The sequence below is a fragment of the Nocardia sp. CA-151230 genome, assembly GCF_050942175.1.
GTDB lineage: Bacteria > Actinomycetota > Actinomycetes > Mycobacteriales > Mycobacteriaceae > Nocardia.
This window is the reverse complement of sequence record NZ_CP192061.1, coordinates 7,576,954-7,598,760: the sequence shown is the minus strand read 5'-3', so window position 1 is coordinate 7,598,760 and position 21,807 is coordinate 7,576,954. Positions and strand designations below refer to the sequence as shown.

Below are 21,807 nucleotides of genomic sequence, written 5' to 3'. Positions count from 1 at the left end.
GGAATGGATGGGCGGCACTGCCCGAGATCACACACCGTCATCGGTGTCCCCTGCTCCGGGTGCGCGGGCGCAGGCCTCCGCACGCCGGACCCCCTACATCCTACGTCAGGGGTAACGAATCAGCCTCGGACGCAAGATCATTCGCTGAACGGTCGCTGGCCCTCCCGATCGGCTCCCGGGCAACCGTGCGGGCCGCCCGGTTTCACAGCTTTCCCTCAGCACGCACACCCTCGCCCGCGCAGTTCAGCACCTACGATGGGCTCCGGATTACCATGGCTAGTGATTGCGCGCCCGCGCGCAGGCTTCCCGCCATGGTGGGGGCTACCGACAACACCGACCAGAGGACTACAAGACCCGTGCCTGCGCTGAGTTTTTCAAGGTTGCTACGGATTGGTGAAGGTCGCACGGTCAAGCGGCTGGCAAGTCTGGCGGACGAGGTCATCGCCCTCGACGAGGAGTACACGGCCCTCACCGACGCCGAGCTGCAGGCCAAGACCGCGGAGTTCCAGCAGCGCTACGCCGACGGCGAGAGCCTCGACGAGCTGCTGCTGGAAGCCTTCGCGACCGCGCGGGAAGCGTCCTGGCGAGTGCTGAACCAGAAGCACTACAAGGTGCAGATCATGGGTGGCGGCGCCCTGCACATCGGCAATGTGGCGGAGATGAAGACCGGTGAGGGCAAGACCCTGACCTGTGTGCTGCCCGCCTACCTCAACGCCATCTCCGGTGAGGGCGTGCACGTCGTCACCGTCAACGACTACCTGGCCAAGCGCGACGCCGAGTGGATGGGCCGCGTGCACCGCTTCCTCGGTCTCGAGGTCGGCGTGATCCTGGGCGGCATGACCCCGGCCGAGCGTCGCCAGGCCTACGCCGCCGACATCACCTACGGCACCAACAACGAGTTCGGCTTCGACTACCTGCGCGACAACATGACCCACTCGCTGGACGATCTGGTCCAGCGCGGGCACAACTTCGCCATCGTCGACGAGGTCGACTCCATCCTCATCGACGAGGCCCGTACCCCGCTCATCATCTCGGGCCCGGCCGACGCCTCCTCGAAGTGGTACGCGGAGTTCGCGCGCATCGCGCCGCTGCTGAAGAAGGACCTGCACTACGAGGTCGACATCAAGAAGCGCACCATCGGTGTGCACGAGGCGGGCGTCGAATTCGTCGAGGACCAGCTGGGCATCGACAACCTGTACGAGGCGGCCAACTCGCCGCTGGTGAGCTACCTGAACAACGCCATCAAGGCGAAGGAGCTCTACACCAAGGACAAGGACTATATCGTCCGCAGCGGCGAGGTCATCATCGTCGACGAGTTCACCGGCCGAATCCTGGTGGGCCGCCGCTACAACGAGGGCATGCACCAGGCCATCGAGGCCAAGGAAGGCGTGGAGATCCAGCCGGAGAACCAGACGCTGGCCACCATCACGCTGCAGAACTACTTCCGTCTCTACGACAAGCTCTCGGGCATGACCGGTACCGCCGAGACCGAGGCGGCGGAGCTGCACCAGACCTACGGCCTGGGTGTGGTGCCGATCCCCACCAACAAGCCGATGGTCCGCCAGGATCAGTCCGACCTGATCTACAAGACCGAAGAGGCCAAGTTCGCCGCGGTCGCCGACGACATCCAGGAGAAGCACGAGCTGGGGCAGCCGGTCCTGGTCGGCACCACCTCGGTCGAGCGCTCGGAGTACCTGTCCAAGCTGCTGACCAAGCGCGGTATCCCGCACAACGTGCTGAACGCCAAGTTCCATGAGCAGGAAGCGCAGATCGTCGCCGAGGCGGGCCGCCCCGGCGCGGTCACCGTCGCCACCAATATGGCCGGTCGTGGTACCGACATCGTGCTGGGCGGCAACCCGGACATCATCGCCGACATCCTGCTGCGCCGGCAGGGCCTGGACCCGGTGGAGACCCCGGACGAGTACGAGGCCCACTGGCACCCGACCCTGGAGCGGGTCAAGGAGCAGGTGGACGAGGACGCCGAGGCGGTCCGCGACGCGGGCGGTCTCTACGTGCTGGGCACCGAGCGGCACGAGTCGCGGCGCATCGACAACCAGCTGCGCGGTCGTTCCGGCCGGCAGGGCGACCCGGGCGAGTCCCGGTTCTACCTGTCGCTGGGTGACGAGCTGATGCGGCGCTTCAACGGCGCGGCGCTCGAGTCGATCATGACCCGGCTGAACCTGCCCGACGATGTGCCGATCGAGGCCAAGATGGTCTCGCGTGCCATCAAGTCCGCGCAGACCCAGGTCGAGCAGCAGAACTTCGAGATCCGCAAGAACGTCCTCAAGTACGACGAGGTCATGAACCAGCAGCGCAAGGTGATCTACGCCGAGCGCGCCCGCATCCTCGAGGGCGAGGACATGGAGGGCCAGGTGCAGGAGATGATCACCGACGTGATCACCGCCTACGTCAATGGCGCCACGGCCGAGGGCTATGTAGAGGACTGGGATCTGGAGAAGCTGTGGGGCGCGCTGAAGACGCTGTACCCCATCGGCATCGACTACAAGGACCTCACCGGCGAGAGCGACGGCGGCGAAGTGGGCGAGCTGACCCGCGAGGAACTGCTGGACGCGGTGCTCGAGGACGCGCACGCCGCCTACGACAACCGCGAGTCGGAGATCGACGGCCTCGCGGGCGAGGGCAGCATGCGCAATCTGGAGCGCCAGATCCTGCTGAGCGTCCTGGACCGCAAGTGGCGTGAGCACCTCTACGAGATGGACTACCTCAAGGAGGGCATCGGCCTGCGCGCCATGGCGCAGCGCGACCCGCTGGTCGAGTACCAGCGCGAGGGCTTCGACATGTTCGCGGCCATGCTCGAGGGCCTCAAGGAGGAGTCGGTCGGCTTCCTGTTCAACCTCCAGGTCGAGGTGCAGCAGCCGCAGCCGGTCGGCGTGAACGTGGCCGCGGGTCTGCAGTCGCCGGTCGGCAACCGCCCGCTTCCCACCGAGGAGGACGCGGCCGGCAACGGCAATGGCGCTCCGGCGGCCCTGCGCGCCAAGGGCATCGACGAGTCCGGTCCGCGCGGCCTGTCCTACTCCGGTCCGGACGAGGGCGGCCACGCCGCCATCCGCAGCGACCGCGACGAGTACGGCCTCGAGGACGGCCAGGGCGGCACCCGCCGCGAGCGCCGGGAAGCGGCCCGCGCCCAGGGCAAGGTCGACCGCGCCCCGCGCTCCAAGCGCCGCCACTGAGCTGAGCGCCGCCACTGAGCGAATCGAAACGCACTGCGCCCCGGGTGTTCACACCCGGGGCGTCGTGTTTTCCGGCCTGGACCAGCGGTTTTCGCGTGGTCATGAAACAGTCACGATCGGTTCGCTGAAATGGGTTCCAGTCCGGTCGCCGTGGGGCGGCCGAGCAGGAAGGAATCACGATCATGCGCAAGACTTTTGCCCTCACCGCCATGGCCCTGGGTATCGCCGGGCTGGGCGCCGCGACCGCGCACGCGGAGACCCTGACCGTCGACGGTAACTACGCCACCGTCGACGCCTGCGCCGCCGACGGCAATGGCGGCCAGTTCCAGGCGGGCGGCGTGCAGCTGCGCGGTGAGGACGGCTGGCAGTGGCGGTGCGATCAGGGCGCCGACGGCCTGTGGTACATGACCATCTTCCGTTGATCGAACGCCGGTCCCCGGCTCGAGCGGAAGTCGTGCCCTCGGCGAAATCGCCGGGGGCACTGTCTTTTTCGGGAGTGAACCGCGCGGCTGATTTCCGGCAAAAGATCCAATTCGGGCGACGGCAGGGCCGCCTGGGTCGGCGCTCGGTGAAATTTCCTGCCGCTCAGGTGTTTCGGCGGCCCGGCAAGGGGTATTCGGTCTCTGGGCGCGGTCGTTGCGGCCCCCCGTCGATCCGAATCCCATTTGTACCTTTTCGCTTCGCTGGGATCGCAATGCGAGGGCATTTATATCGCGTGAACCGGGTTGCGCGTTAATTGAATTACTCCCCTCAAATTTGTGATGTGCGTCATTCAGGACATTTTGTGCCAGTTACTCGACGGTGTCTTGGTTGCACGCGATTAGCTGAGCTAAATTCCCGGATGTGTGGGAGGATCTGCAGTTTTACGGGCGGGAACGCGAACGGGGCCAGTTGGATCGTGCTCTCGCAGAGGCCCGGTCGGGGCGGGGATCGGCGCTGGTGCTGTACGGCGATCCGGCCATCGGCAAGACAGCACTGCTGCGAACGGCCGTCGATCGCGCCACCGATTTCCGGGTGCTGCGCTGTCAGGGCATCAGCATCGAATCCGAACTGAATTTCGCTGCCCTGCACGAACTTCTGCTGCCGGTGGCCGACCGGCTTCCGACGCTGCCGCCGGCCCAGTCCCGGGCCCTGGGCGTGGTGCTCGGCCTGTATGCCGGTGCTGCCGACGCCTTCCTGGTCGGTGCCGCCCTGGTGCGGCTGCTGTCTGCGCTCGCGGCCGAGGGCCCGCTGCTGCTGGTCGTGGACCAGGCCCGGCTGGTGGATCCGGAGTCGGCGCAGGCGCTCGTCTTCGCCATCCGCCGGCTGACCGCGGCGCCGGTGACGCTGCTGGTGGCGCTGCGCGACGATCCGGCCGACACGCTCTGGCGGGAACTGCCCACGCTGCCGGTCACCGGCCTGCCCGAGGCCGACGCCCGCCGTCTCATCGCCGAGCGGCACGGCCCGCTGGGCGCGCTGCGGCTGGCCCGGATCCTCGCCGTGGCCGGTGGCAATCCGCTGGCCCTGCACGAATTGCCGGATGTCGTCGGTGATCTCGCCGGCACCGCGCCCGAGCCGATCGCGCTGGGGCCCGGACTGCGCGCGGCCTTCCGCGATCGCGTCGCCGCGCTGCCCGCCGGGGTGCGCGTGCTGCTGACCGTCGCCGCCACCGAGACCCGCGGCGTGCTGGGCATCGTGACCACCGCCGCGGCGGCCCTCGGCGTCGATGCCGCCGCATGGGAATTCGCCACGGCCGCAGGCCTGCTCACGGTCGGCGACGGCCGGGTGGAACGCACGCACGCCCTGCTGTGCGCCGCCGTTCACGATGCCGCCGCGGCCGCCGAGCGCCGCGCAGCGCAGCTGGCCGTGGCGGACGCGCTGACCGAACCGGGCGCGGCGGACCTGCGTATCTGGCACCGGGCCATGGCCGCCGAGTGCCCCGACGAGGAGCTGGCCGCGGCGCTCACCGCGGAGGCCGCCGGCTCGGCTCACGGGCACATGGCCGCCGCGGCCATGCTGCGGCAGGCCGCCGCCATCACGCCGGATCCGGAGCGGGCGGGGGAGCGCCTGGCCGCGGCCGGTCGATCCGCCTGGGCGGGGGGCGATATCGCCTCCGCGAGCGGCCTGCTCGATCGCGCCACCGCCCGGCTCGGGCCGGAGCGAGCCGCGGTGGCCGGGCGCGGGCTGGCCGGTCTGCTGGAATTCGTTGCGGGAGAACCGGAGCGGGCGAGCCGGCTGCTGCTGCGCGATGCCGAGCTGGTGGATCCCGAGACGGCCGCGCACCTGCGGATCGACGCCGAACGCGCGCGCTGGGTGGCCGGGCACGGCGTGCTCGACCTGGATCCCGCGGAAATGACCGTGCGGGAGGGTATTTCGCGCTTCCACACCATGATCCGGCCGCTGCCGCCGGCGCCGCTGGTGCTGCTGTGGGGGCTGGCGGACGCGGCCCTGGAGCCGTATACCCGGGCGGCGGCGTACCTGCGGGGCAGTTCGGCGCCCGCCGCGGTGTCGCTACTACCGCAGCTGGCGATCATCCAGTTCGCCAATGGCCGGTTCGCGGCCGCCGAGCAGACCCTGGCCGAGGCGTTCGAGCTGGCCGAGGCCGGCGGGGTGGAGAACGTACTCGCCCAGTGCTGGGCCCTGCGCGCGAAGATCGCCGCGCTGCACGGTGATTCGGACGCGGTGCTGGACAGCGCGGACCGGGTGCTGGCGCTGGCGCGGCCGCGCCGGTCGCATGCGCTCATCGCGTCGGCGCACTGGCATCTGGGCTTCCACGCGCTGAGCCTGGGTGATCCGGAGACCGCGTATCTGCGGCTGCGGACCCTGGCCCAGCCGGGGCACGACGCCCGGCACCCGACCTACGCGCGACTGGCCGCGGTGGAGCTGGTGGAGGCCGCCACCCGGGTCGGCCGGCGTACCGACGCGCTCGAATATTACGGGGAGATCCGGGATTGGGCGGTGCGGTCTCGCGCGGACTGGGCGCTCTCGGCCGCCTACACCTGCCAGGCCCTGCTGTGCTCCGGCGATCGGGCCGACCACTACTTCCGGCGCGCGCTGGCCGTCCGGCGCACCCGCCACGATCTGAATCATGTCCGCACCCAGCTGCTCTACGGCAAGTGGCTACGCCGCGCCCGCCGGCGCGCCGACGCGGCCGAGCAATTGCGCACGGCCGCCGAGGCGTTCGAGGGCATGGGCGCGGCCCAGTGGCTGCTGCGCGCCCGGCAGGAGCTGGAGCTCACCGGCCGCCGGGCCGCGCCGGTCACCGCGCACGGCGAGACCTCGGTGCTGACGGCGCAGGAGCTGCGGGTCGCGCGGCTCGCGGCGCAGGGCCTGACCAATCGGGAGATCGGGACCGACCTGTTCCTGAGCCCGCGCACGGTGGGCCATCACCTGTCGCGGGTGTTCGGCAAGCTCGGGCTCAGCGGCCGGACCGATCTGGTCGACGTGGATTTCGACAATGGCATGCGAATTGTGCGGCCGCGCTGAAGCTCCCGTATCGCAGTGATGCTCTCGGGCGTCATTCCAGATGCACCGACTCGCCCCAATAGCGCGGGTCCCAGTTGATGAGGATCATCCCGGCCACGCTGCCCGCGCAGCCACCGCAGGCGTGTACCTGGATCAGGTTGTCCACATCGGTGTCTCCGGCGAGTACGGCGCGGGTGGAAAGCCACACCGCCCGCAGGTGCAGGGCGGCGGGCTTTCCACAGCGCACGCATTCCGGCAGCGCGCCTTCCGGGTCGTTGCGCCCTATCCGGACTTCCGGGGTGACGGGCGCGCCGGGCCCGAGGGCTTCGTCGAGGAGCGGCGAAAATTCCTTGCGCTCACGGTCTTCCACCTCGGCAGGCTAACTATTTCCGGCGGTGTCCGCACCCCGGGCCGTCGGGATCGGCGACCCCCTTCGGCGTCGATCCGGGAAGGCGTGGGAACCGATCGGATCAGTTTCCGGTGGTGGTGGTCGGGGACGTGCCCGGGGTGGAGGCGCTACCGGTGATCAGCGCCTTGATGACGTTGGTGAGGATCTCGGCCGATCCGGTGGTCGGAGTGGTGGGGGTGGTCGGGGTGGTGCTGTCCGCGGAAGCCAGGCCTGCACCGGCGAACAGCAGACCGGTGGCAGCGGTGGCCACACCCAGAACACGGATCTTGCGCATGAAATCTCCTTGGAATCAAACGAACCAGCGGAAATTCGGCTGATGACGAATGTTTAGCACGCAATCTTCTGGGAATGCAATGGGTATCGAAATGGGCGAGTCGCCGGATTTTGGATCGAATCCGCGCCGTATTTTAGCCGACGGTATGCGAATCAAAATCGGTCGCTGTATCGGTCATCGAATCGGTCATCGATGAAAGATTCGGAATCGTATATCTCCCAAGTGATCTCAGCCGATGGGACGGCGGCGACTTCGAGTTTGTCCGGTTCTCGGGCGTCGAGGTAGCTTGCAATGTGCGCGATATCCGGGTTCTCCAGGGGAGGGAACGAGAACAGGCCGAACTGTCTCGTGTATTGAGTGAGGCGCGCGCCGGTCGCGGCGGGGGATTGCTCTTGTGGGGCGAACCGGGAATCGGAAAAACCACACTGCTACGCGATGCCGAACTGCGTGCCACCGATTTTCGAGTGGTGACCTGCCGCGGATTTCCTGCCGAATCGGAGCTGGATTTCGGCGCGCTGCACGAACTGCTGCTCTCGCTGATCGATCGGGTCGCCGCACTGCCGGTCCCGCAGGCGCGGGCCCTGGCCGCGGCCCTCGGCCGGGACGCCGGCCCGGCCGACCGTTTCCTGGTGGGCGCGGCCCTGGTGACACTGCTGGCGACAGTTGCCCAGGAACGGCCGTTGCTGTTGATCGTCGACGACGCCCAGTGGGTGGATGCCGCGACCGGGCAGGCGCTCACCTTCGCGCTACGCCGCCTGGGCGCCGGGCGGGTGGCGCTGCTGGCCGCGATGCGCGAATGCCCGGCCACCACGGTGTGGCAGGCGCTGCCCGTGCTGCCCGTCGCACCGCTGACCGAGGCACACGCGCGACGGCTGCTGGCCCTGCGTTCCGGCGGCATCGGCGAGCCGCGCGCGACGCGCATGCTGCGGCTGGCCGACGGCAATCCGCTGGCGCTGCGGGAGTTTCCCATCGACTCCGAGGACGGCGCCGGAATCGGCAGCGGACCGGTGCCTTTCGGCCCCCGGCTGCGCGCCGCCTTCGCCGATCGGCTGGCCGCCCTGGAGCCGCGGGTGCGCACCCTGCTGACCGTGGTGGCCGCGGAGGATCGGGGCACGCTGTGCCCGGTCGCGACGGCTGCGACCGAACTCGGTGTCACCGCGGCGGATTGGGAGTCGGCGCAGGCGGCCGGGCTGCTCACGGTCACCGACGGGCGCGTCGAAATGCGGCACCGTCTGCTCTGCGGCGCGGCCTACGACGCCGCGTCCACGGCAGAGCGCCGCACCGTCCACCTGGCCCTGGCCGATGCGCTGCCCGGCCCCGAGAACGGCGACCTGCGCAGCTGGCATCTGGTCGCCGTCCTCGACGGCCCGAATCCCACGCTGGCGCAGTCGCTTGCCGACGGTGTCGAGCGAGTGCGGGCCCGCGCCGGAGCGCTGGCCGCGGCCGCGGTGCTGCGCCGCGCCGCGGCCATCACCCCGGACCCGGACACCGCCGGGGTGCGGCTGGCCAGTGCGGCCCGATTCGCCTGGGAGGGCGGTGATATCGAGTCGGCCCAGCGTCTGCTCGCCCTCGCCGAGACCCGCACCACGCCGGCCGCGATCGCCGCCGCCAGCGGCGGCCTGCCCGGTCTGCTGGAATTCGCGACCGGCGACCCGGCCCAGGCGCACATCCTGCTGCTGCGTGATGCCGAGGCCATCCGCGCGTCCGCCGCGATGCCGGAAACCGCTGCCGCGGGCCCGGATTCGCCGTGGCAGGGCGGCGGTGCCGACCTCGCGGCCGGCCTGCGGCTGCTCGCCGACCGGGCGGCCTGGACGGTGGGCCGCGCCGCGGACCAGCCGCTGGACGGTCAGCTCGAGGCGGTCGGGGCCGCGCCCTCGCCGATCGCGGCCGCGCATCTGCTGCCGCCGGCCGGGCAGTTGCTCGAGTGGGGTCTGGCCGAGCGGGCGCTGGAGCCGTACCTCGGAGTGGCCGGGGGCCTGCGCAATTCGGGAGACCGGCCGGCCGCGCTCGGCGTGCTGCCGCAACTGGCCGTGGTGCAGTTCGCCACCGGCCACTGGGAGGCAGGGGAGAGCACCCTCGCCGAGGCGTTCGACCTGGCCGCCGGTGCGGGCGCGGCCAATATCCTGGCCCAGTGCTGGAACCTGCGGGCCCGGCTGGCCGCCCAGCGCGGCGACGCGGACACGGTGGCCGAGAGCGTGGATCGCGCGCTGGCCCTGGCCCGCCCGCACGCGGTGTCGGCGCTGATCGGCAGCGCGTACTGGCATCACGGCTTCCACTCGCTCACCGCCGGGGATGCCGAGTCGGCCTATCGCCGCCTGCGCGCGCTCTACGCGCCCGGCCACGAGGCCGCGCATCCCACGCTGGCCCGGCTGGCCGCCCTCGACACCGTCGAGGCCGCCTGCCGCGTGGGCCGTTTCGACGAGGCCGCCGAGTACGTGGAGCTGATCGCGGCCTGGACGCGGCGCACGCGAGCCCGCTGGTCGCTGACGACCGCGTATTCCTGCCGGGCCCTGCTGGCCGACGAGGACCGCGCCGAGCACTACTACCGTCGCGCCCTGGCGGTCGGCGACACCCGGCATACCAGCTTCGGCCGCGCCCGCACCCAGCTGCTCTACGGCAAGTGGCTGCGCCGGGTCCGCCGCCGTCGCGACGCCGCCGAGCAATTGCGCGCCGCCGCCGACGCTTTCGACCTCATCGGCGCCACCGCCTGGGTTGCCCGCACCCGCTCCGAGCTGGACCTCACCGGTACAGGCGCCAAGGCCGGCGCCGGCTCGACACCGCTCACCGCGCAGGAGTCCCAGGTGGCCCGGCTGGCCGCCCAGGGTCTCACCAATCGGGAGATCGGCGCGGAACTGTTCGTCAGCCCGCGCACGGTCGGGCACCACATGTCCCGGATTCTCGAGAAGCTGGGTCTTACCGGCCGTTCCGAGCTGCGCGGCATCGACTTCGACAATGGCATGCGTCTGACGCGCCCGCACTGAGGCGCGGTTCCGGCCGCCGCGAACGCTGACAGCTAATGCTCAGCAGCGGTTTTCGGATCAGGTCCGGGTGAGCTCGAACAGCCGGAAACGGCGAGTGCCCGCGAGCCGCCGCTCCATGGCGTAACCCGGCCAGAACTCCAGCGCCCGCCGCCACGCGCGATCCCGCTCGCCGCCCGTCAGCTGCCGCACCTCGACCGGGAACCGTTCTCCGCGGACCCGCAGTTCGGCCCGTTCGGCGCCGCGCAGATTGGCCGACCAGGACGGCTGTTCGGGCCGGCCCCAGTTCGACGAGACGATCAGGAAGCGTTTCTCGTCGTACGGGTCCGGGACGTAGAGCAGACTGACCGTGCGGGGCAGGCCGGTGCGGCGGCCGGCCACTGTGAGCTGCAGCGCGGGCAGGCCCGCGACATCGAGTATTCCCTTGCGGCCGTGCGTCACTCGCCGGGTGAAGCGTTCTAGTGCGAACACCGCCGGTGCGATGCGCATGACGGTCCGGCGGCGGGCCAGGCCGCGGCCCAGCCGCGGGAGCGGGTTCCAGCGGGCGGGCGCCTCGGGCCGGCGCCGCCATTCAGCGAATGCCATGCCCCGATTATGTTGCTAGGGCGCCCAGCGCGCCCGATCCCAGTCGTCCTGCCAATCGTGCGCGTCGGCCGGGGACCGGTCGTCCGGATGCCCGGACGGCAGCACCTCGTCCTGGTCCAGCGGCCCGGAATCGTCCTGCTCCCGCCCCGATCGATCGGCCCCGTCGGGTGCGGGCCGGACATCGCTGTGCCGCCGCCCATTGGCGTGCGACAGCTCGGGAAGTTCTTCGCTCATGACCATCCCTTCATGCCGGTTATGCACAAAAGGTATCGAATGGGCGATTTATCAGCTAACTCAGGGCTAGCTTCAGGTGTCGCTGCTGCCCCGGAACCACGGATCGTTCGAATTGAGGGCTGTGAGCAGGCGGCGGATGGCCGCCACCCGGAGCTCCTTGCCGGGCAGTTCGTCGAGCGCGCACTCAGGGTCGGCGGGCGGGCCCAGGTGGGTGCAGCCGCGCGGGCAGTCCTCGATGGCGTTGGCCAGATCGGAGAAGGCCTGGATGACGTTGTCGGGGGTGATGTGTGCCAGACCGAACGAGCGCACGCCGGGCGTGTCGATGACCCAGCCGCCGTCGGGCAGCGGCAGCGCCACCGACTGGGTCGAGGTGTGCCGCCCCTTGCCGACCCCGGACACCTCGCCGACGGCGCGCTCCGCCTCCGGGACCAGCCGGTTCACCAGGGTCGACTTGCCCACCCCGGAGTGCCCGATGAACGCGGTCAGCTTGTCGTCCAGCAGGTCCAGCACCGGCTCCAGCGGATCCTCGATGCCGCCGTAGACGATGGTCAGATCCAAATCCTCGAAGGCCGAGGCGAATTCGGAGTCGGCGGCCAGATCGTACTTGGTCAGGCACAGAATCGGTTGCAGCCCACCGACATACGCCGCCACCATGGCCCGCTCCACGAACCCGGTGCGCGGTGGCGGATCGGCCAGCGCCACCACGATGAAGAGCTGCTCGGCATTGGCCACCACCACGCGCTCGAACGGATCGGTGTCATCGGCGGTGCGGCGCAACACTGTTCGCCGATCGACCACTCGCACGATGCGGGCCAGGGTGTCGGGCTTGCCGGACAGATCGCCGACCACGTCCACCTGATCGCCGACCACGATCGGCGTGCGGCCGAGCTCGCGCGCCCGCATGGCCGTCAGCGGCCGGTCCGGATCCCCGTCGAGCACGCACCCCCAGCGTCCGCGGTCCACCGAAACCACCATGGCCGCTTCGGCATCCAGGTGCTGGGGCCGGGTCTTGGTGCGCGGACGCGAGCCCTTGCCCGGGCGTACCCGGACATCGGACTCGTCGTACTCGCGCCGCCTCAGTGGTCTGCTCCCGACGAGCCCAGCATGCCGTCCCAGAGTTCGACGAAGTTCGGCAGCGTCTTGGCGGTGGTGCCGATGTCCTCGATCTCCACACCCGGCGTCACCAGGCCGATGATCGCGCCGGCGGTGGCCATCCGATGGTCGGCGTAGGAGCGCCACTGCCCGCCGGTGAGCGGGTTGGGCACGATGGCCAGCCCGTCCTCGGTCTCGGTGACCTTGCCGCCCAGCCGGTTGATCTCGGTGGCGAGCGCGGCCAGTCGGTCGGTCTCGTGCCCGCGCAGGTGCGCGATGCCGCGCAGCCGGGACGGCGAATCCGCCAGTGCCGCAAGGGCGGCCACGGTCGGGGTCAGCTCGCCCACGTCGTGCAGGTCGATATCGATGCCGGCCAGGCGCTCGGGCCCGCGCACGGTGAGCACGCTGTCGAAGAAGCGCGCCTCGGCACCCATGCGCACCAGGATCTCCCGGATCACGTCGCCCGGCTGGGTGGTGAGCCGCGGCCAGTGCGGAATGCTCACCTCGCCGCCGGTGACGGCCGCTGCCGCCAGGAACGGGGTGGCATTGGACAGGTCCGGCTCGACCTCCCAGTCCACCGCCCGGATCGGGCCGGGGGCCACGGTCCAGGTCTGCGCCTTGCGCGGATCGTTGGGCGCGTCCACGTGAACGTCGGCTCGCCGCAGCATCTCCACGGTCATCTCGATGTGCGGCATGGAGGGCAGTGCCGCACCGTCGTGGTTCACGGTGACGCCCTGCTCGAACCGTGCCGCCGACAGCAGCAGCCCGGACACGAACTGCGAGGAGCCCGAGGCGTCGATGGTGACCGGCCCGCCGCGCAGCGTGCCCATGCCGTGCACCACGAAGGGCAGCCGGTTGCCGTCGATGTCGAGGCCCAGTGCGCGCAGCGCGTCCAGGATCGTGCCGAGCGGCCGCGCCCGCGCCTGCTCGTCGCCGTCGAAGGCGACGTCGCCGCGCGCCAGCGCCGCCACCGGCGGCAGGAAGCGCATGACGGTACCCGCGAGCCCGCAATCGACCATGGCGCTGGTGAATTCGGCGGGCGGGGTGACGGTGAGCGTCTCGCCCTCGCCCTCGATGCCGGTGCCCATCGCCCGCAATGCCGCGATCATGAGGTTGGTGTCCCGGCTGCGCAGCGCGCCGGTGATGGTCGACGGCCGATCCGCCAGCGCGGCGAGGATCAGCGCCCGATTGGTAATGGATTTGGACCCGGGCAGGGTCACGGTCGCGTGGACGGGAACTCGGACGTGGGGCGCGGGCCAGAAAGTCACATGGCCATCTTCGCACTCCCGCCTCCCCGAGCCTTTTCGCCGACCGATAATTCTCACCGCCCGGGCATGAACAAGCCCGAATATACGTATATGAGTACGTATACTGGGTCTGTGATCGATCCTCTCAGCCTCGTAATCGGTGGCGCACTCGTCGGCGGCGGCTGGCTCGCGGGCCGATTCGGCTCCCGGCGCACCAAACCCGGCACCGCGGCCGGCTCGGCCGTCTGCGGCTGCGGCCACGACCTCGCCCTGCACGACCGCGAAGCGGGTCATTGCCACGCCGAGACCTTCCGTAAGACCGGCATGGGTGTCAAGGCCTGGGCGCGCTGCAACTGTCAGCGCTACACCGGTCCCACCCCGCTCGAAGAGTTCTTCGCCCCCACGCCCTTGCCGCCGACTCCGTGAACGCGCGATGCCGGTCTCCGTGGTGGAGACCGGCATCAACTGCCTGTGGCGCTCGGCATTTCGGAGAACCGCTGAGCGCTGTTCCTGTGGTGGTCAGGGTTTCGCCTCGGGAGTCCCGAGGGTCGGCTCTCCCTACTTGGCGCGCCCGTGAATCAGCGGCACGATCTTGCGCAGCAGCTTCATGGTGCGATCGGTCCGGGTGTAGGACAGCAGCGCCATGCCGGGAATCGCGAAGCGCTGCACCGCGATCGAGTGCGGACGCGAGAATTCCAGCAGGCCCGGCGCACCGTGGATGCGGCCGATGCCGGAGTCGCGCACGCCGCCGAACGGCAGCCCCGAGATCGCCGCGTAGGACAGCACCGAGTTCACCGAGGTGCAGCCGACCTGGAGGCGCCGGGCGATCTCCATGCCCTGGTTCTTCGAGTACACCGCCGACCCGAGCCCGTACTTGCTCTTGTTGGTCAGCTCCACGGCCTCGTCCACGCCGTTGACGGTGCGGATGGTGACGGTCGGCCCGAAGGTCTCCTCGCACACCGCATCCGAGGACTCGTCCACGTCGACCAGTACGACCGGTTCGATGAAGGGCCCCTTGACCGATTCGGGCCCGCCCAGCACGGCCTTGCCGCCGTTCTTCAGCGCGTCGTCGATGTGCCGGCGCACGATGTCGACCTGGCTGGGCATGGTCATCGGACCGTAGGAGGCCTTGGCGTCCGAACCCGGCTTGATGTCGGTGAGGATGCGCTTGACCTCGGCGACGAACTCGTCGGCGACCGACTTGTCCACGTACACCCGCTCGACGCCCGCGCAGGTCTGGCCGGAGTTGGCGGTGGCGCCCCAGGCGACCGCGTCGGCGGCGGCCTTGATGTCGGCGTCCGCAGCCACGATCACCGCGTCCTTGCCGCCGCACTCCAGCAGCACCGGGGTGAGGGTCTCGGCGGCGGAGGCCATGATCTTCTTGCCGGTCGCGGTGGACCCGGTGAAGGCCAGCTTGTCGACGCCGGACTTGACCAGCGCGGCACCGGTCGCGCCGTACCCGTTGATGGTGATGAAGACGCCGTCCGGCAGTTCCGGATTCGCCTCGGCGAACGCCTTGGCCACGAAATTGCCGATGCCGGTGGAGAATTCGCTCGGCTTGAAGACCACGCAGTTGCCGGCGGCCAGCGCGTAGGCGATGGAGCCGTTCGGGGTGTAGATCGGGTAGTTCCACGGCCCGATCACGCCGACCACACCCAGCGGGCGGTACTCCAGGTGGGCGGCGAAATTGGCCATGAACGCGCCGGGCGAGACCTTCTTGGGCTTGAGCACCTTCTCGGCATTGGAGGCGGCCCACTTGATGTGCTCGAGGGCCAGCATGAGCTCGAGGAAGGCGTCGTCGAGGGGCTTGCCGTTCTCGGCGTGGATGAGCTCGCTGAGCTCGTCGGACTTCTCGACCAGCTTGCTGCCCCAGCGCAGAATGTGCTTCTTGCGCTCGGCGTAGGTCAGCGCGCCCCAGGTCGCGGCGGCGGTCCGGGCCTTGGCGACGGCCGCGCGCACCGCCGCCTCATCATCGATCTCGTAGGTGGCGAGGGCCTCGCCGGTGGCAGGGTTGACCGAAGTCAGCGTGTCGGCCTGATCGAGCGGGGCGGTTTCGGTTGCAGTCATGATTGGCGCGTCCCTTGATGAGAGTGTGATGAGACGAACGTCTCATACCGTCCAAGTGATGTCAATTGCCATCACATCGCACGCGATTCATACGCGGTGGCTGTCGGCGTCTTCCTGGTAGCCGTCGGTCCGCAGTGGCAGCATGGTCGGCATGTGCGGTAGGTACGCGACTACGACGAATCCCGCGAAGCTGGCCGTCGAGCTCGATGCCATCGACGAGACCGACGACAAGGGGTTCAACCCGAACTACAACGTGGCCCCCACCAATCAGGTGCTCACGGTCGTCGAACGGCACGACCACGACCATCCCGAGGACCCGGCCACCCTGCGTATCCGAGCCATGCGCTGGGGTCTGATCCCGCCCTGGACGAAGGCCTCCGAGCCGGGCGTCCCGGTCAAGGGCAAACCCCTGTTCAACGCCCGCGCCGACAAGGCCACCACCACCGCCTCCTTCCGCGACGCGGTGAAGAAGCGCCGGTGCCTGGTCCCGATGGACGGCTGGTACGAGTGGGTCACCGAGGCAGATGCGCTCGGAAAGGCCGTCAAGCGGCCGTATTTCATGTCCCGCGCCGATGGCGGACGCCTCTATATGGCGGGCCTGTGGTCGGTGTGGCGTGATCGCGGCCAGGGCGATGCGGCGCAGCCGCTGCTGTCCTGCACGATCCTGACCACCGACGCGGTCGGCGACCTGACCAAGGTCCACGACCGCATGCCGTTGCCCATGCCGCGCGAGCACTGGGACGCCTGGCTCGACCCGGACCGCCCGGTCCCGGAGGAACTACTGGAAACGCCCTCCTCCGAGGCGGTTTCGGACATCCTTGTGCGCGAGGTGCCGTCGCTGGTCAACAGCGTCAGGAACAATGGTCCCGAATTGCTCGGCCGCGTGGACGAGCAGGCCGGTCAGATCACTCTGATCTGAAACCCTTCGAAGAATTTGCCCCGCTGCCGATCGCAGCGGGGCAAGGGGGTCCGAAGGTGCGTATCAACCGCACTTCACTGTCGGCAGGACGATATTCAGCGTGCACTTCAAGGTGTCGGCCCACGTGTCGATCGCCTTGGTGATCACCCCGCCCCCGAGCTTCTCCGCCTTTTCGACGTGCTCGTCCTTCATAGGCTGCTCGATCTTCGGCTGGCCGCCCTTCTGCTGGTCGCCGTTCTGCTGCTCGCCGCCCTGGGTTCCCGGATTGGGGAAGTTCGGATCGATGGGCGCCGCCGGCGCGGTCGCGGCGGCGAACGTCAATGGGCCGGTTCCCAGCGCCAGCACCAGTACTCCGGCGGCGACAGCCGTGCCAATACGCCGATGGTGGGACATAAACCGCATCACATCCTCGGGTTCGAATAGGACCTTGTGGACAAAGGGTTCACAACAAGCTCACCGCTCGCTCCCAAGTAACTCACAGAAAATCGCCCGAATTGTGAAATGACGATGCCCCCGCCGCGTCTCGCGGCGGGGGCATCGTCTCTTCGATTGTCGTTCGGCCGGTCAGACCGCGGCGGCGTCCGCCGCCTCGACGGCTTCCTTTCTGGCCTGGATGCCACCTGCGCTGCGCAGCGGCACCTCCTTCCAGAACAGCACCAGGATGAATCCGAGCAGCGCCACGGCGGTGGCCGACAGGAACACCCTGTCCATGGACTTGGCGAAGCCCTCCTTGAAGGGGTGCGCCAGCGTCGGGTTCAGCTGCTGGATCACCGAGCTGTCGTTGAGCACCTGACCCACGACCGCCGGCGCGGTCTCCTTGTTCGACAGGCCGAGGACGACCTTCTTGTCGACCGAGTCGGGGCCCTTCACGGCGTCCGCGGCGGCCTGCGTGTAGGCCTGGTCGCCCCGGACACTCTCCAGCGAGGTGGTGATGTTCGGCGCCAGCTGGGTGAACAGCACCGACAGGAACACCGCCACACCCAGGGTGCCGCCGATCTGCCGGAAGAAGGTCGCGGCCGCGGTGGACACACCCATGTCCTTGGGCGGCAGCGCGTTCTGCAGCGCCAGGGTCAGCGGCTGCATCAGGTTGCCCAGGCCGAAGCCGGTGATGGCCATGAAGATCATGACGACCCACAGCTCGGTGTCGGCCGACACCAGGTGCAGCAGGAACAGGCCCGAGGTCAGCAGCGCGGCGCCCACCGGCGGGAAGTACTTGTACCGTCCGGTCCGGGCGATCAGCTGGCCGGCCAGGATCGAGCCGGTCATCATGCCCGCCACCAGCGGCAGCATCAGCAGACCCGCCTTGGTCGGGCTCGCGCCCTGCACCACCTGGAGGTACTGCGGCAGCAGGGTGATGCCACCGAACATGGCCGCACCGACCACCACCGAGATGACCACGCCGAGGGCGAAGGTGGAGTTCTTGAACATGCGCAGCGGGATCAGCGCCGCGTCGCCCTGCTTGGCCTCGACCGCGATGAAGGACAGCACGCCGATCGCGCCCAGCGCGTAGCAGAGGATGGAATGGCTGCTGGTCCAACCCCATTCGCGGCCCTGCTCGGCGACCACCAGCAGCGGCACCAGGCCGACGATCAGTGCCGAGATGCCCATCCAGTCGATCGGCACCTTGGTGACGGGGCGCTTCGGCAGCTTGAGCACGCGGGTCACCACGGCCAGCGCGATGATGCCGACCGGAACGTTCACCAGGAACACCCAGCGCCAGCCGGTGACGCCCAGGATCTGGTCGGTGCCCGACAGGATGCCGCCGACGACCGGGCCGACCACGCTGGAGGTGCCGAAGACGGCCAGGAAGTAGCCCTGGTAGCGGGCGCGCTCCCGCGGGGACACGATGTCGCCCATGATGGTCAGCGCCAGCGACATCAGACCGCCCGCGCCCAGGCCCTGGAAGGCCCGGAAGGCGGCCAGCTCGTACATGGAGGTCGCCATGGAACAGGCCAGTGAGCCGACCACGAAGATGGAGATGGCGGCCAGGTAGAACGGCTTGCGGCCGTACATGTCCGAGAGCTTGCCGTAGAGCGGCGTCGCCAGGGTCGAGGTGATCAGGTAGGCGGTGGTCACCCACGCCTGCGCCGAATAGCCGTGCAGCTCATCGGCGATGGTGCGGATGGAGGTCGACACGATGGTCTGATCCAGGGCCGCCAGCAGCATGCCCATGATCAGGCCGCTCATGATGACCAGGATCTGCTTGTGGGTGAAGCCGGCCGAATTGAGTTCCGGCTCCGCCACTTCCGCTTGTGTAGTCACGAATTGCTCTCCGCGGGTGCGTAATAGGAATGAAGGTCTTTGTGGGCCGCCATGTCGGCCAGCATGCGCTGCCGGGTCTCCTCGTAGCCGTCGACGAAACGCGTCAGCAGCTCGGCGAAGGTCTCCCGCTCGCCGGGGTCCCAGCCGGTCAGCATGTGGCGGAGCGAGTCGTTGCGGCGGGCCCGGATCTGGGCGGCCACGGCGCGGCCGGTGTCGGTCACGTCGAGGACGCTGACGCGGCCGTCGGCGGGGTCGGCGCGGCGCTCGATGAGTCCGCGTTTGACCAGGCTCGCGACCTGCCGGCTGATGGTCGAGGCGTCCGAGTAGAGGGCCTCCGCCAGTGCGCCCGAGCGTTTCGGGCCGCCGTGGATCAGCTGGAACAGGATGGCGTACGCGGCCGGTTCGATCTCGCCCTGGGACATGGTCGCGATCTGCGCATTGGTGCGGTCCCGCAATTTGGTGAGCCGGGCGATCTCGTAGGCGATGGTGTCGATAAGGCCGTCGTCGATGTCGGTGGGGGTAATCGCCGGGTCATCGTCGGTCACGGTCGGTCTCACCTCCTTGCGTCGGTCAACTGCTTGTATGCGTCAACTAGTTGTACGGCGCAAGTATTCCGAGATGGTTGTCCCTTGGCAAGTTTTTTCCGGAGGTTGTGTCTCCGCTCACGGCCAAATCGGACAAATCACCCTTGAATGGCAGGTCAGGCCACCGCGACCGCGGCCGTCACCGCTCCTGTGAGCCGGACCAGATCCGCCGGGGCGAGCTCGATCTCCAGCCCGCGCTTGCCCGCGCTGCACAGCACCCGATCCCACTCCAGCGCCGACTCGTCGATGACGGTCGGCAGCCGCTTCTTCTGCCCCAGCGGCGAAATCCCGCCCAGCACATACCCGGTCGTCCGCTCCGCCTTGGCCTTGTCGGCCATGGCGGCCTTGCCGCCGCCCAGCGCCGCGGCCGCCGCCTTCAGCGACAGCGTGGTCGGCACCGGCAATACCGCCACCGCCAGCCCGCCCGACCCCAACTCGATCACGAGCGTCTTGAAGATCTGCCCGGCGGTAACCCCGAGCTCGCCCGCGAGCGCCTCCACCGCCTCCGCCCCGTACGAATCACTGCGCGGGTCATGGGTATACGAGTGCACCCGGTGGTCCACCTGCGCCTGCATCAGAGCCTTGATCGCCGGGGTCGGAGCTGCAGCCATGGGCTCACCCTATCCAGCGAACGCAACCGGATTTCCGGTGCTGGGAACAGCGTGAGCGCCACGCCTGTTGCACGCGATACGCGCTTCGCAGCAACCGCAGGGCCCACGGTTCGCAGGCGCACGCATCCATTCATCCAAGGAGGAGTCGGTGACCGTTCTGGTCGAAGAGCCCCCGGTGCGGACCGGGCCGCTGCTGTTCCGCAGGGGAGCCGCCGACGTCGCGCCCCCGGCCGGTTTCCTGGCCGAATCCCTGTTCGCGGTAGATTCAATTGCTACGGCGATCGAAGGGATTAGCGTGACGAGCGACGACGACATGGTCGATCGCCAGCGTGATGACGACGCGGACAGCGAGCGCATCGACGCCGGCGACGACGAAGCGGTCGACTATGACGAGGTGAGCGAATCCGGTGCCAGGAGTACCGAATCCGCGGCGGAACTGGCCGCGCGATTCGAGCGTGACGCGCTCCCGCTGCTGGACCAGCTCTACGGGGCGGCGTTGCGGATGACCCGCAACCCGGCCGATGCCGAGGATCTGGTGCAGGAGACCTTCGCCAAGGCCTACCAGGGGTTCCGCTCGTTCCGCGAGGGCACCAACCTGCGGGCGTGGCTGTACCGCATCCTCACCAATACCTACATCAACTCGTATCGGAAGAAGCAGCGCCAGCCCGCGCAGTATCCGACCGACGAGATCACCGACTGGCAGCTGGCTTCCACCGCCGAGCACACCTCCACCGGTCTGCGCTCCGCGGAGATGGAAGCCCTCGAGGCGCTGCCGGACGACGACATCAAGGCCGCTCTGCAGTCGCTTCCCGAGGAGTTCCGGATGGCGGTGTACTACGCCGACGTGGAGGGCTTCCCCTACAAGGAAATCGCCGAGATCATGGGAACTCCCATCGGTACCGTCATGTCCCGTCTGCACCGTGGCCGCAAGCAGCTCAAGGGCCTGCTCGCCGACGTGGCGCGGGAACGTGGATTCAATCGATCGGGCAGCGATGCGGCGCGTGAGGAGGTAACCCAGTGAGCGACGAGATGGAAGAACTGGACTGCTCGGCGGTGCTCGCCGATGTCTGGCTGCTCCTGGACAACGAGTGCGACGACACCGTGAAGGCACGGTTGCGCGAGCACATCGACCGTTGCTCGCCGTGCATCGAGGCCTACGGCCTGGAGGAGAAGCTGAAGTCGCTGCTGAATCGCAAATGCGGCGGCGACCGCGCACCCGATTCCCTGCGCCAGCGCCTGACGATGGAGATCCGGACCAGCTACACGCGTGTTGAAACGCGCGTCGTTACGGAGCCGGAGAGCTGATTTGGTGGCGACCCGGGTAACTCACCGGGTACGTCCGAAATAGGTTCGGCAGATGGCCGCCGGCACGGGTGCGAGAGCCGAAACGGCAACCCGGCTGCCCGCTGAAGTCCCGGAGAGGCAGAACTGAGCGGCACCACTTCCCATGGGAAGTGGTGCCGCTCAGCAGTTTTCGAGCTTTTCGCTACGGCTCAGGCGTTCGGCCGCTTGCCGTGGTTGGCGGCATTCTTCTTGCGGCCACGCTTCTTACGTCCACGCTTACCCATAGGTAATCTCCCTTCAGTCGGCCGCCATTCTTTCATGTGTGGTTGGCTGTACCTTCAGGGGCTACGGGTCACTCGAACGCGAGAGGTGTACATGGCTGAGGAAGTGAAGGCCGAGATGGTGTCGACTGTGCTGAACATCGAGGTCGCTGTCGGCGACAAGGTCGGCGTCGACCAGACCCTGGTCCTGCTGGAGTCGATGAAGATGGAGATCCCCGTCATCGCCGAGATCGAGGGCACCGTCGCCTCCATCCACGTCAGCCCCGGCCAGGTGCTGCAGCAGGGTGACCTGATCGCCGTCATCTCCTGAGCAACCCAGCCCCCGACCTGCTCCTGACGCGCCCT

Annotated in this window: 21 protein-coding genes; 9 read left to right on the top strand and 12 right to left on the bottom strand. The window is 68.9% G+C overall.

Annotation, left to right across the window (positions count from 1 at the left end; genetic code table 11):
- The first annotated feature begins 356 nt into the window (after positions 1-356).
- The 3 genes from secA (at position 357) to ACQP1O_RS35695 (ending at position 6,656) form a co-directional block, all read left to right on the top strand.
- Positions 357-3,191 carry a preprotein translocase subunit SecA gene (secA, locus tag ACQP1O_RS35705; RefSeq protein WP_433562748.1) on the top strand — a complete coding sequence of 945 codons (2,835 nt, stop codon included), beginning with the start codon at positions 357-359 and terminating at the stop codon, positions 3,189-3,191.
- 182 nt (positions 3,192-3,373) lie between these two features.
- Positions 3,374-3,613 carry a hypothetical protein gene (locus ACQP1O_RS35700; RefSeq protein WP_354833969.1) on the top strand — a complete coding sequence of 80 codons (240 nt, stop codon included), beginning with the start codon at positions 3,374-3,376 and terminating at the stop codon, positions 3,611-3,613.
- 421 nt (positions 3,614-4,034) lie between these two features.
- A complete protein-coding gene (locus ACQP1O_RS35695; RefSeq protein WP_433562747.1) occupies positions 4,035-6,656 on the top strand; it encodes an AAA family ATPase in 2,622 nt (873 codons plus the stop codon).
- Between the two features lie 31 nt (positions 6,657-6,687).
- On the opposite strand, the gene ACQP1O_RS35690 is transcribed toward ACQP1O_RS35695, so the two are convergent.
- Entirely contained in the window at positions 6,688-7,005 is a 318-nt protein-coding gene (locus tag ACQP1O_RS35690; RefSeq protein ID WP_433562746.1) for a hypothetical protein, read from the bottom strand.
- Between the two features lie 100 nt (positions 7,006-7,105).
- Complete coding sequence (locus tag ACQP1O_RS35685) at positions 7,106-7,318, bottom strand: hypothetical protein (protein ID WP_433562745.1); 213 nt, start codon at positions 7,316-7,318, stop codon at positions 7,106-7,108.
- Positions 7,319-7,611: 293 nt separating this feature from the next.
- Here ACQP1O_RS35685 and ACQP1O_RS35680 point away from each other — a divergent pair, with 293 nt between their 5' ends.
- Entirely contained in the window at positions 7,612-10,299 is a 2,688-nt protein-coding gene (locus tag ACQP1O_RS35680; protein WP_433562744.1) for an AAA family ATPase, read from the top strand.
- 57 nt (positions 10,300-10,356) lie between these two features.
- Here the strand turns inward: ACQP1O_RS35680 and ACQP1O_RS35675 are convergent, their stop codons facing one another.
- The 4 genes from ACQP1O_RS35675 to aroA all read right to left on the bottom strand — a co-directional run bounded on the left by ACQP1O_RS35675 (position 10,357) and on the right by aroA (position 13,475).
- Positions 10,357-10,881 (bottom strand): nitroreductase family deazaflavin-dependent oxidoreductase, encoded by a 525-nt coding sequence (locus ACQP1O_RS35675; RefSeq protein WP_433562743.1) that lies wholly within the window; start codon positions 10,879-10,881, stop codon positions 10,357-10,359.
- Positions 10,882-10,896: 15 nt separating this feature from the next.
- Complete coding sequence (locus ACQP1O_RS35670; RefSeq protein WP_433562742.1) at positions 10,897-11,115, bottom strand: hypothetical protein; 219 nt, start codon at positions 11,113-11,115, stop codon at positions 10,897-10,899.
- 72 nt (positions 11,116-11,187) lie between these two features.
- Positions 11,188-12,231 (bottom strand): ribosome small subunit-dependent GTPase A, encoded by a 1,044-nt coding sequence (rsgA, locus tag ACQP1O_RS35665; RefSeq protein ID WP_433567899.1) that lies wholly within the window; start codon positions 12,229-12,231, stop codon positions 11,188-11,190.
- The gene (gene aroA / locus ACQP1O_RS35660) at positions 12,192-13,475 is read right to left on the bottom strand and encodes a 3-phosphoshikimate 1-carboxyvinyltransferase (protein WP_433562741.1); all 1,284 of its coding nucleotides are present in this window, start codon (positions 13,473-13,475) and stop codon (positions 12,192-12,194) included. The genes rsgA and aroA overlap by 40 nt, the downstream gene beginning before the upstream one ends.
- Before the next feature lie 111 nt (positions 13,476-13,586).
- Here aroA and ACQP1O_RS35655 point away from each other — a divergent pair, with 111 nt between their 5' ends.
- Positions 13,587-13,880, top strand: a complete 294-nt coding sequence (locus tag ACQP1O_RS35655; RefSeq protein ID WP_433562740.1) for a hypothetical protein — start codon at positions 13,587-13,589, stop codon at positions 13,878-13,880.
- Positions 13,881-14,012: 132 nt separating this feature from the next.
- Here the strand turns inward: ACQP1O_RS35655 and ACQP1O_RS35650 are convergent, their stop codons facing one another.
- Complete coding sequence (locus ACQP1O_RS35650; RefSeq protein ID WP_433562739.1) at positions 14,013-15,521, bottom strand: aldehyde dehydrogenase family protein; 1,509 nt, start codon at positions 15,519-15,521, stop codon at positions 14,013-14,015.
- A gap of 151 nt (positions 15,522-15,672) precedes the next feature.
- On the opposite strand from ACQP1O_RS35650, the gene ACQP1O_RS35645 reads away from it, so the two are divergent.
- A complete protein-coding gene (locus tag ACQP1O_RS35645) occupies positions 15,673-16,440 on the top strand; it encodes an SOS response-associated peptidase (protein WP_433562738.1) in 768 nt (255 codons plus the stop codon).
- 63 nt (positions 16,441-16,503) lie between these two features.
- On the opposite strand, the gene ACQP1O_RS35640 is transcribed toward ACQP1O_RS35645, so the two are convergent.
- The 4 genes from ACQP1O_RS35640 to ybaK form a co-directional block, all read right to left on the bottom strand.
- Positions 16,504-16,785: a hypothetical protein gene (locus tag ACQP1O_RS35640; RefSeq protein WP_433562737.1), complete on the bottom strand. Its 282-nt coding sequence runs from the start codon at positions 16,783-16,785 to the stop codon at positions 16,504-16,506.
- A gap of 219 nt (positions 16,786-17,004) precedes the next feature.
- The gene (locus ACQP1O_RS35635) at positions 17,005-18,702 is read right to left on the bottom strand and encodes an MDR family MFS transporter (protein ID WP_433562736.1); all 1,698 of its coding nucleotides are present in this window, start codon (positions 18,700-18,702) and stop codon (positions 17,005-17,007) included.
- Entirely contained in the window at positions 18,699-19,247 is a 549-nt protein-coding gene (locus tag ACQP1O_RS35630) for a MarR family winged helix-turn-helix transcriptional regulator (RefSeq protein ID WP_433562735.1), read from the bottom strand. The genes ACQP1O_RS35635 and ACQP1O_RS35630 overlap by 4 nt, the downstream gene beginning before the upstream one ends.
- Before the next feature lie 155 nt (positions 19,248-19,402).
- Positions 19,403-19,897, bottom strand: coding sequence for a Cys-tRNA(Pro) deacylase (ybaK, locus tag ACQP1O_RS35625; RefSeq protein ID WP_433562734.1), 495 nt, complete (start codon positions 19,895-19,897; stop codon positions 19,403-19,405).
- Positions 19,898-20,210: 313 nt separating this feature from the next.
- Between ybaK and ACQP1O_RS35620 the strand changes: the two genes are divergently transcribed.
- Entirely contained in the window at positions 20,211-20,918 is a 708-nt protein-coding gene (locus ACQP1O_RS35620; RefSeq protein ID WP_433567898.1) for a sigma-70 family RNA polymerase sigma factor, read from the top strand.
- 8 nt (positions 20,919-20,926) lie between these two features.
- On the top strand, positions 20,927-21,202 hold the full coding sequence (gene rsrA / locus ACQP1O_RS35615) for a mycothiol system anti-sigma-R factor (protein ID WP_433567897.1): 276 nt from the start codon (positions 20,927-20,929) through the stop codon (positions 21,200-21,202).
- A 188-nt stretch (positions 21,203-21,390) separates the two neighbouring features.
- Here rsrA and ACQP1O_RS35610 read toward each other — a convergent pair whose 3' ends face one another.
- Entirely contained in the window at positions 21,391-21,465 is a 75-nt protein-coding gene (locus ACQP1O_RS35610) for a 50S ribosomal protein bL37 (protein ID WP_153805149.1), read from the bottom strand.
- Between the two features lie 91 nt (positions 21,466-21,556).
- On the opposite strand from ACQP1O_RS35610, the gene ACQP1O_RS35605 reads away from it, so the two are divergent.
- Positions 21,557-21,772, top strand: a complete 216-nt coding sequence (locus tag ACQP1O_RS35605; RefSeq protein ID WP_433562733.1) for a biotin/lipoyl-binding carrier protein — start codon at positions 21,557-21,559, stop codon at positions 21,770-21,772.
- Positions 21,773-21,807 lie beyond the last annotated feature (35 nt).

Bases quoted from the DNA above. Each gene is read 5' to 3' on its own strand.
- ybaK (WP_433562734.1), bottom strand. From the start codon at position 19,897: ATGGCTGCAGCTCCGACCCCGGCGATCAAGGCTCTGATGCAGGCGCAG.
- ACQP1O_RS35670 (WP_433562742.1), bottom strand. From the start codon at position 11,115: ATGAGCGAAGAACTTCCCGAGCTGTCGCACGCCAATGGGCGGCGGCAC.
- ACQP1O_RS35620 (WP_433567898.1), top strand. From the start codon at position 20,211: ATGGTCGATCGCCAGCGTGATGACGACGCGGACAGCGAGCGCATCGAC.
- rsrA (WP_433567897.1), top strand. From the start codon at position 20,927: ATGGAAGAACTGGACTGCTCGGCGGTGCTCGCCGATGTCTGGCTGCTC.
- ACQP1O_RS35700 (WP_354833969.1), top strand. From the start codon at position 3,374: ATGCGCAAGACTTTTGCCCTCACCGCCATGGCCCTGGGTATCGCCGGG.
- ACQP1O_RS35685 (WP_433562745.1), bottom strand. From the start codon at position 7,318: ATGCGCAAGATCCGTGTTCTGGGTGTGGCCACCGCTGCCACCGGTCTG.
- ACQP1O_RS35650 (WP_433562739.1), bottom strand. From the start codon at position 15,521: ATGACTGCAACCGAAACCGCCCCGCTCGATCAGGCCGACACGCTGACT.
- ACQP1O_RS35605 (WP_433562733.1), top strand. From the start codon at position 21,557: ATGGCTGAGGAAGTGAAGGCCGAGATGGTGTCGACTGTGCTGAACATC.
- ACQP1O_RS35645 (WP_433562738.1), top strand. From the start codon at position 15,673: ATGTGCGGTAGGTACGCGACTACGACGAATCCCGCGAAGCTGGCCGTC.
- ACQP1O_RS35675 (WP_433562743.1), bottom strand. From the start codon at position 10,881: ATGGCATTCGCTGAATGGCGGCGCCGGCCCGAGGCGCCCGCCCGCTGG.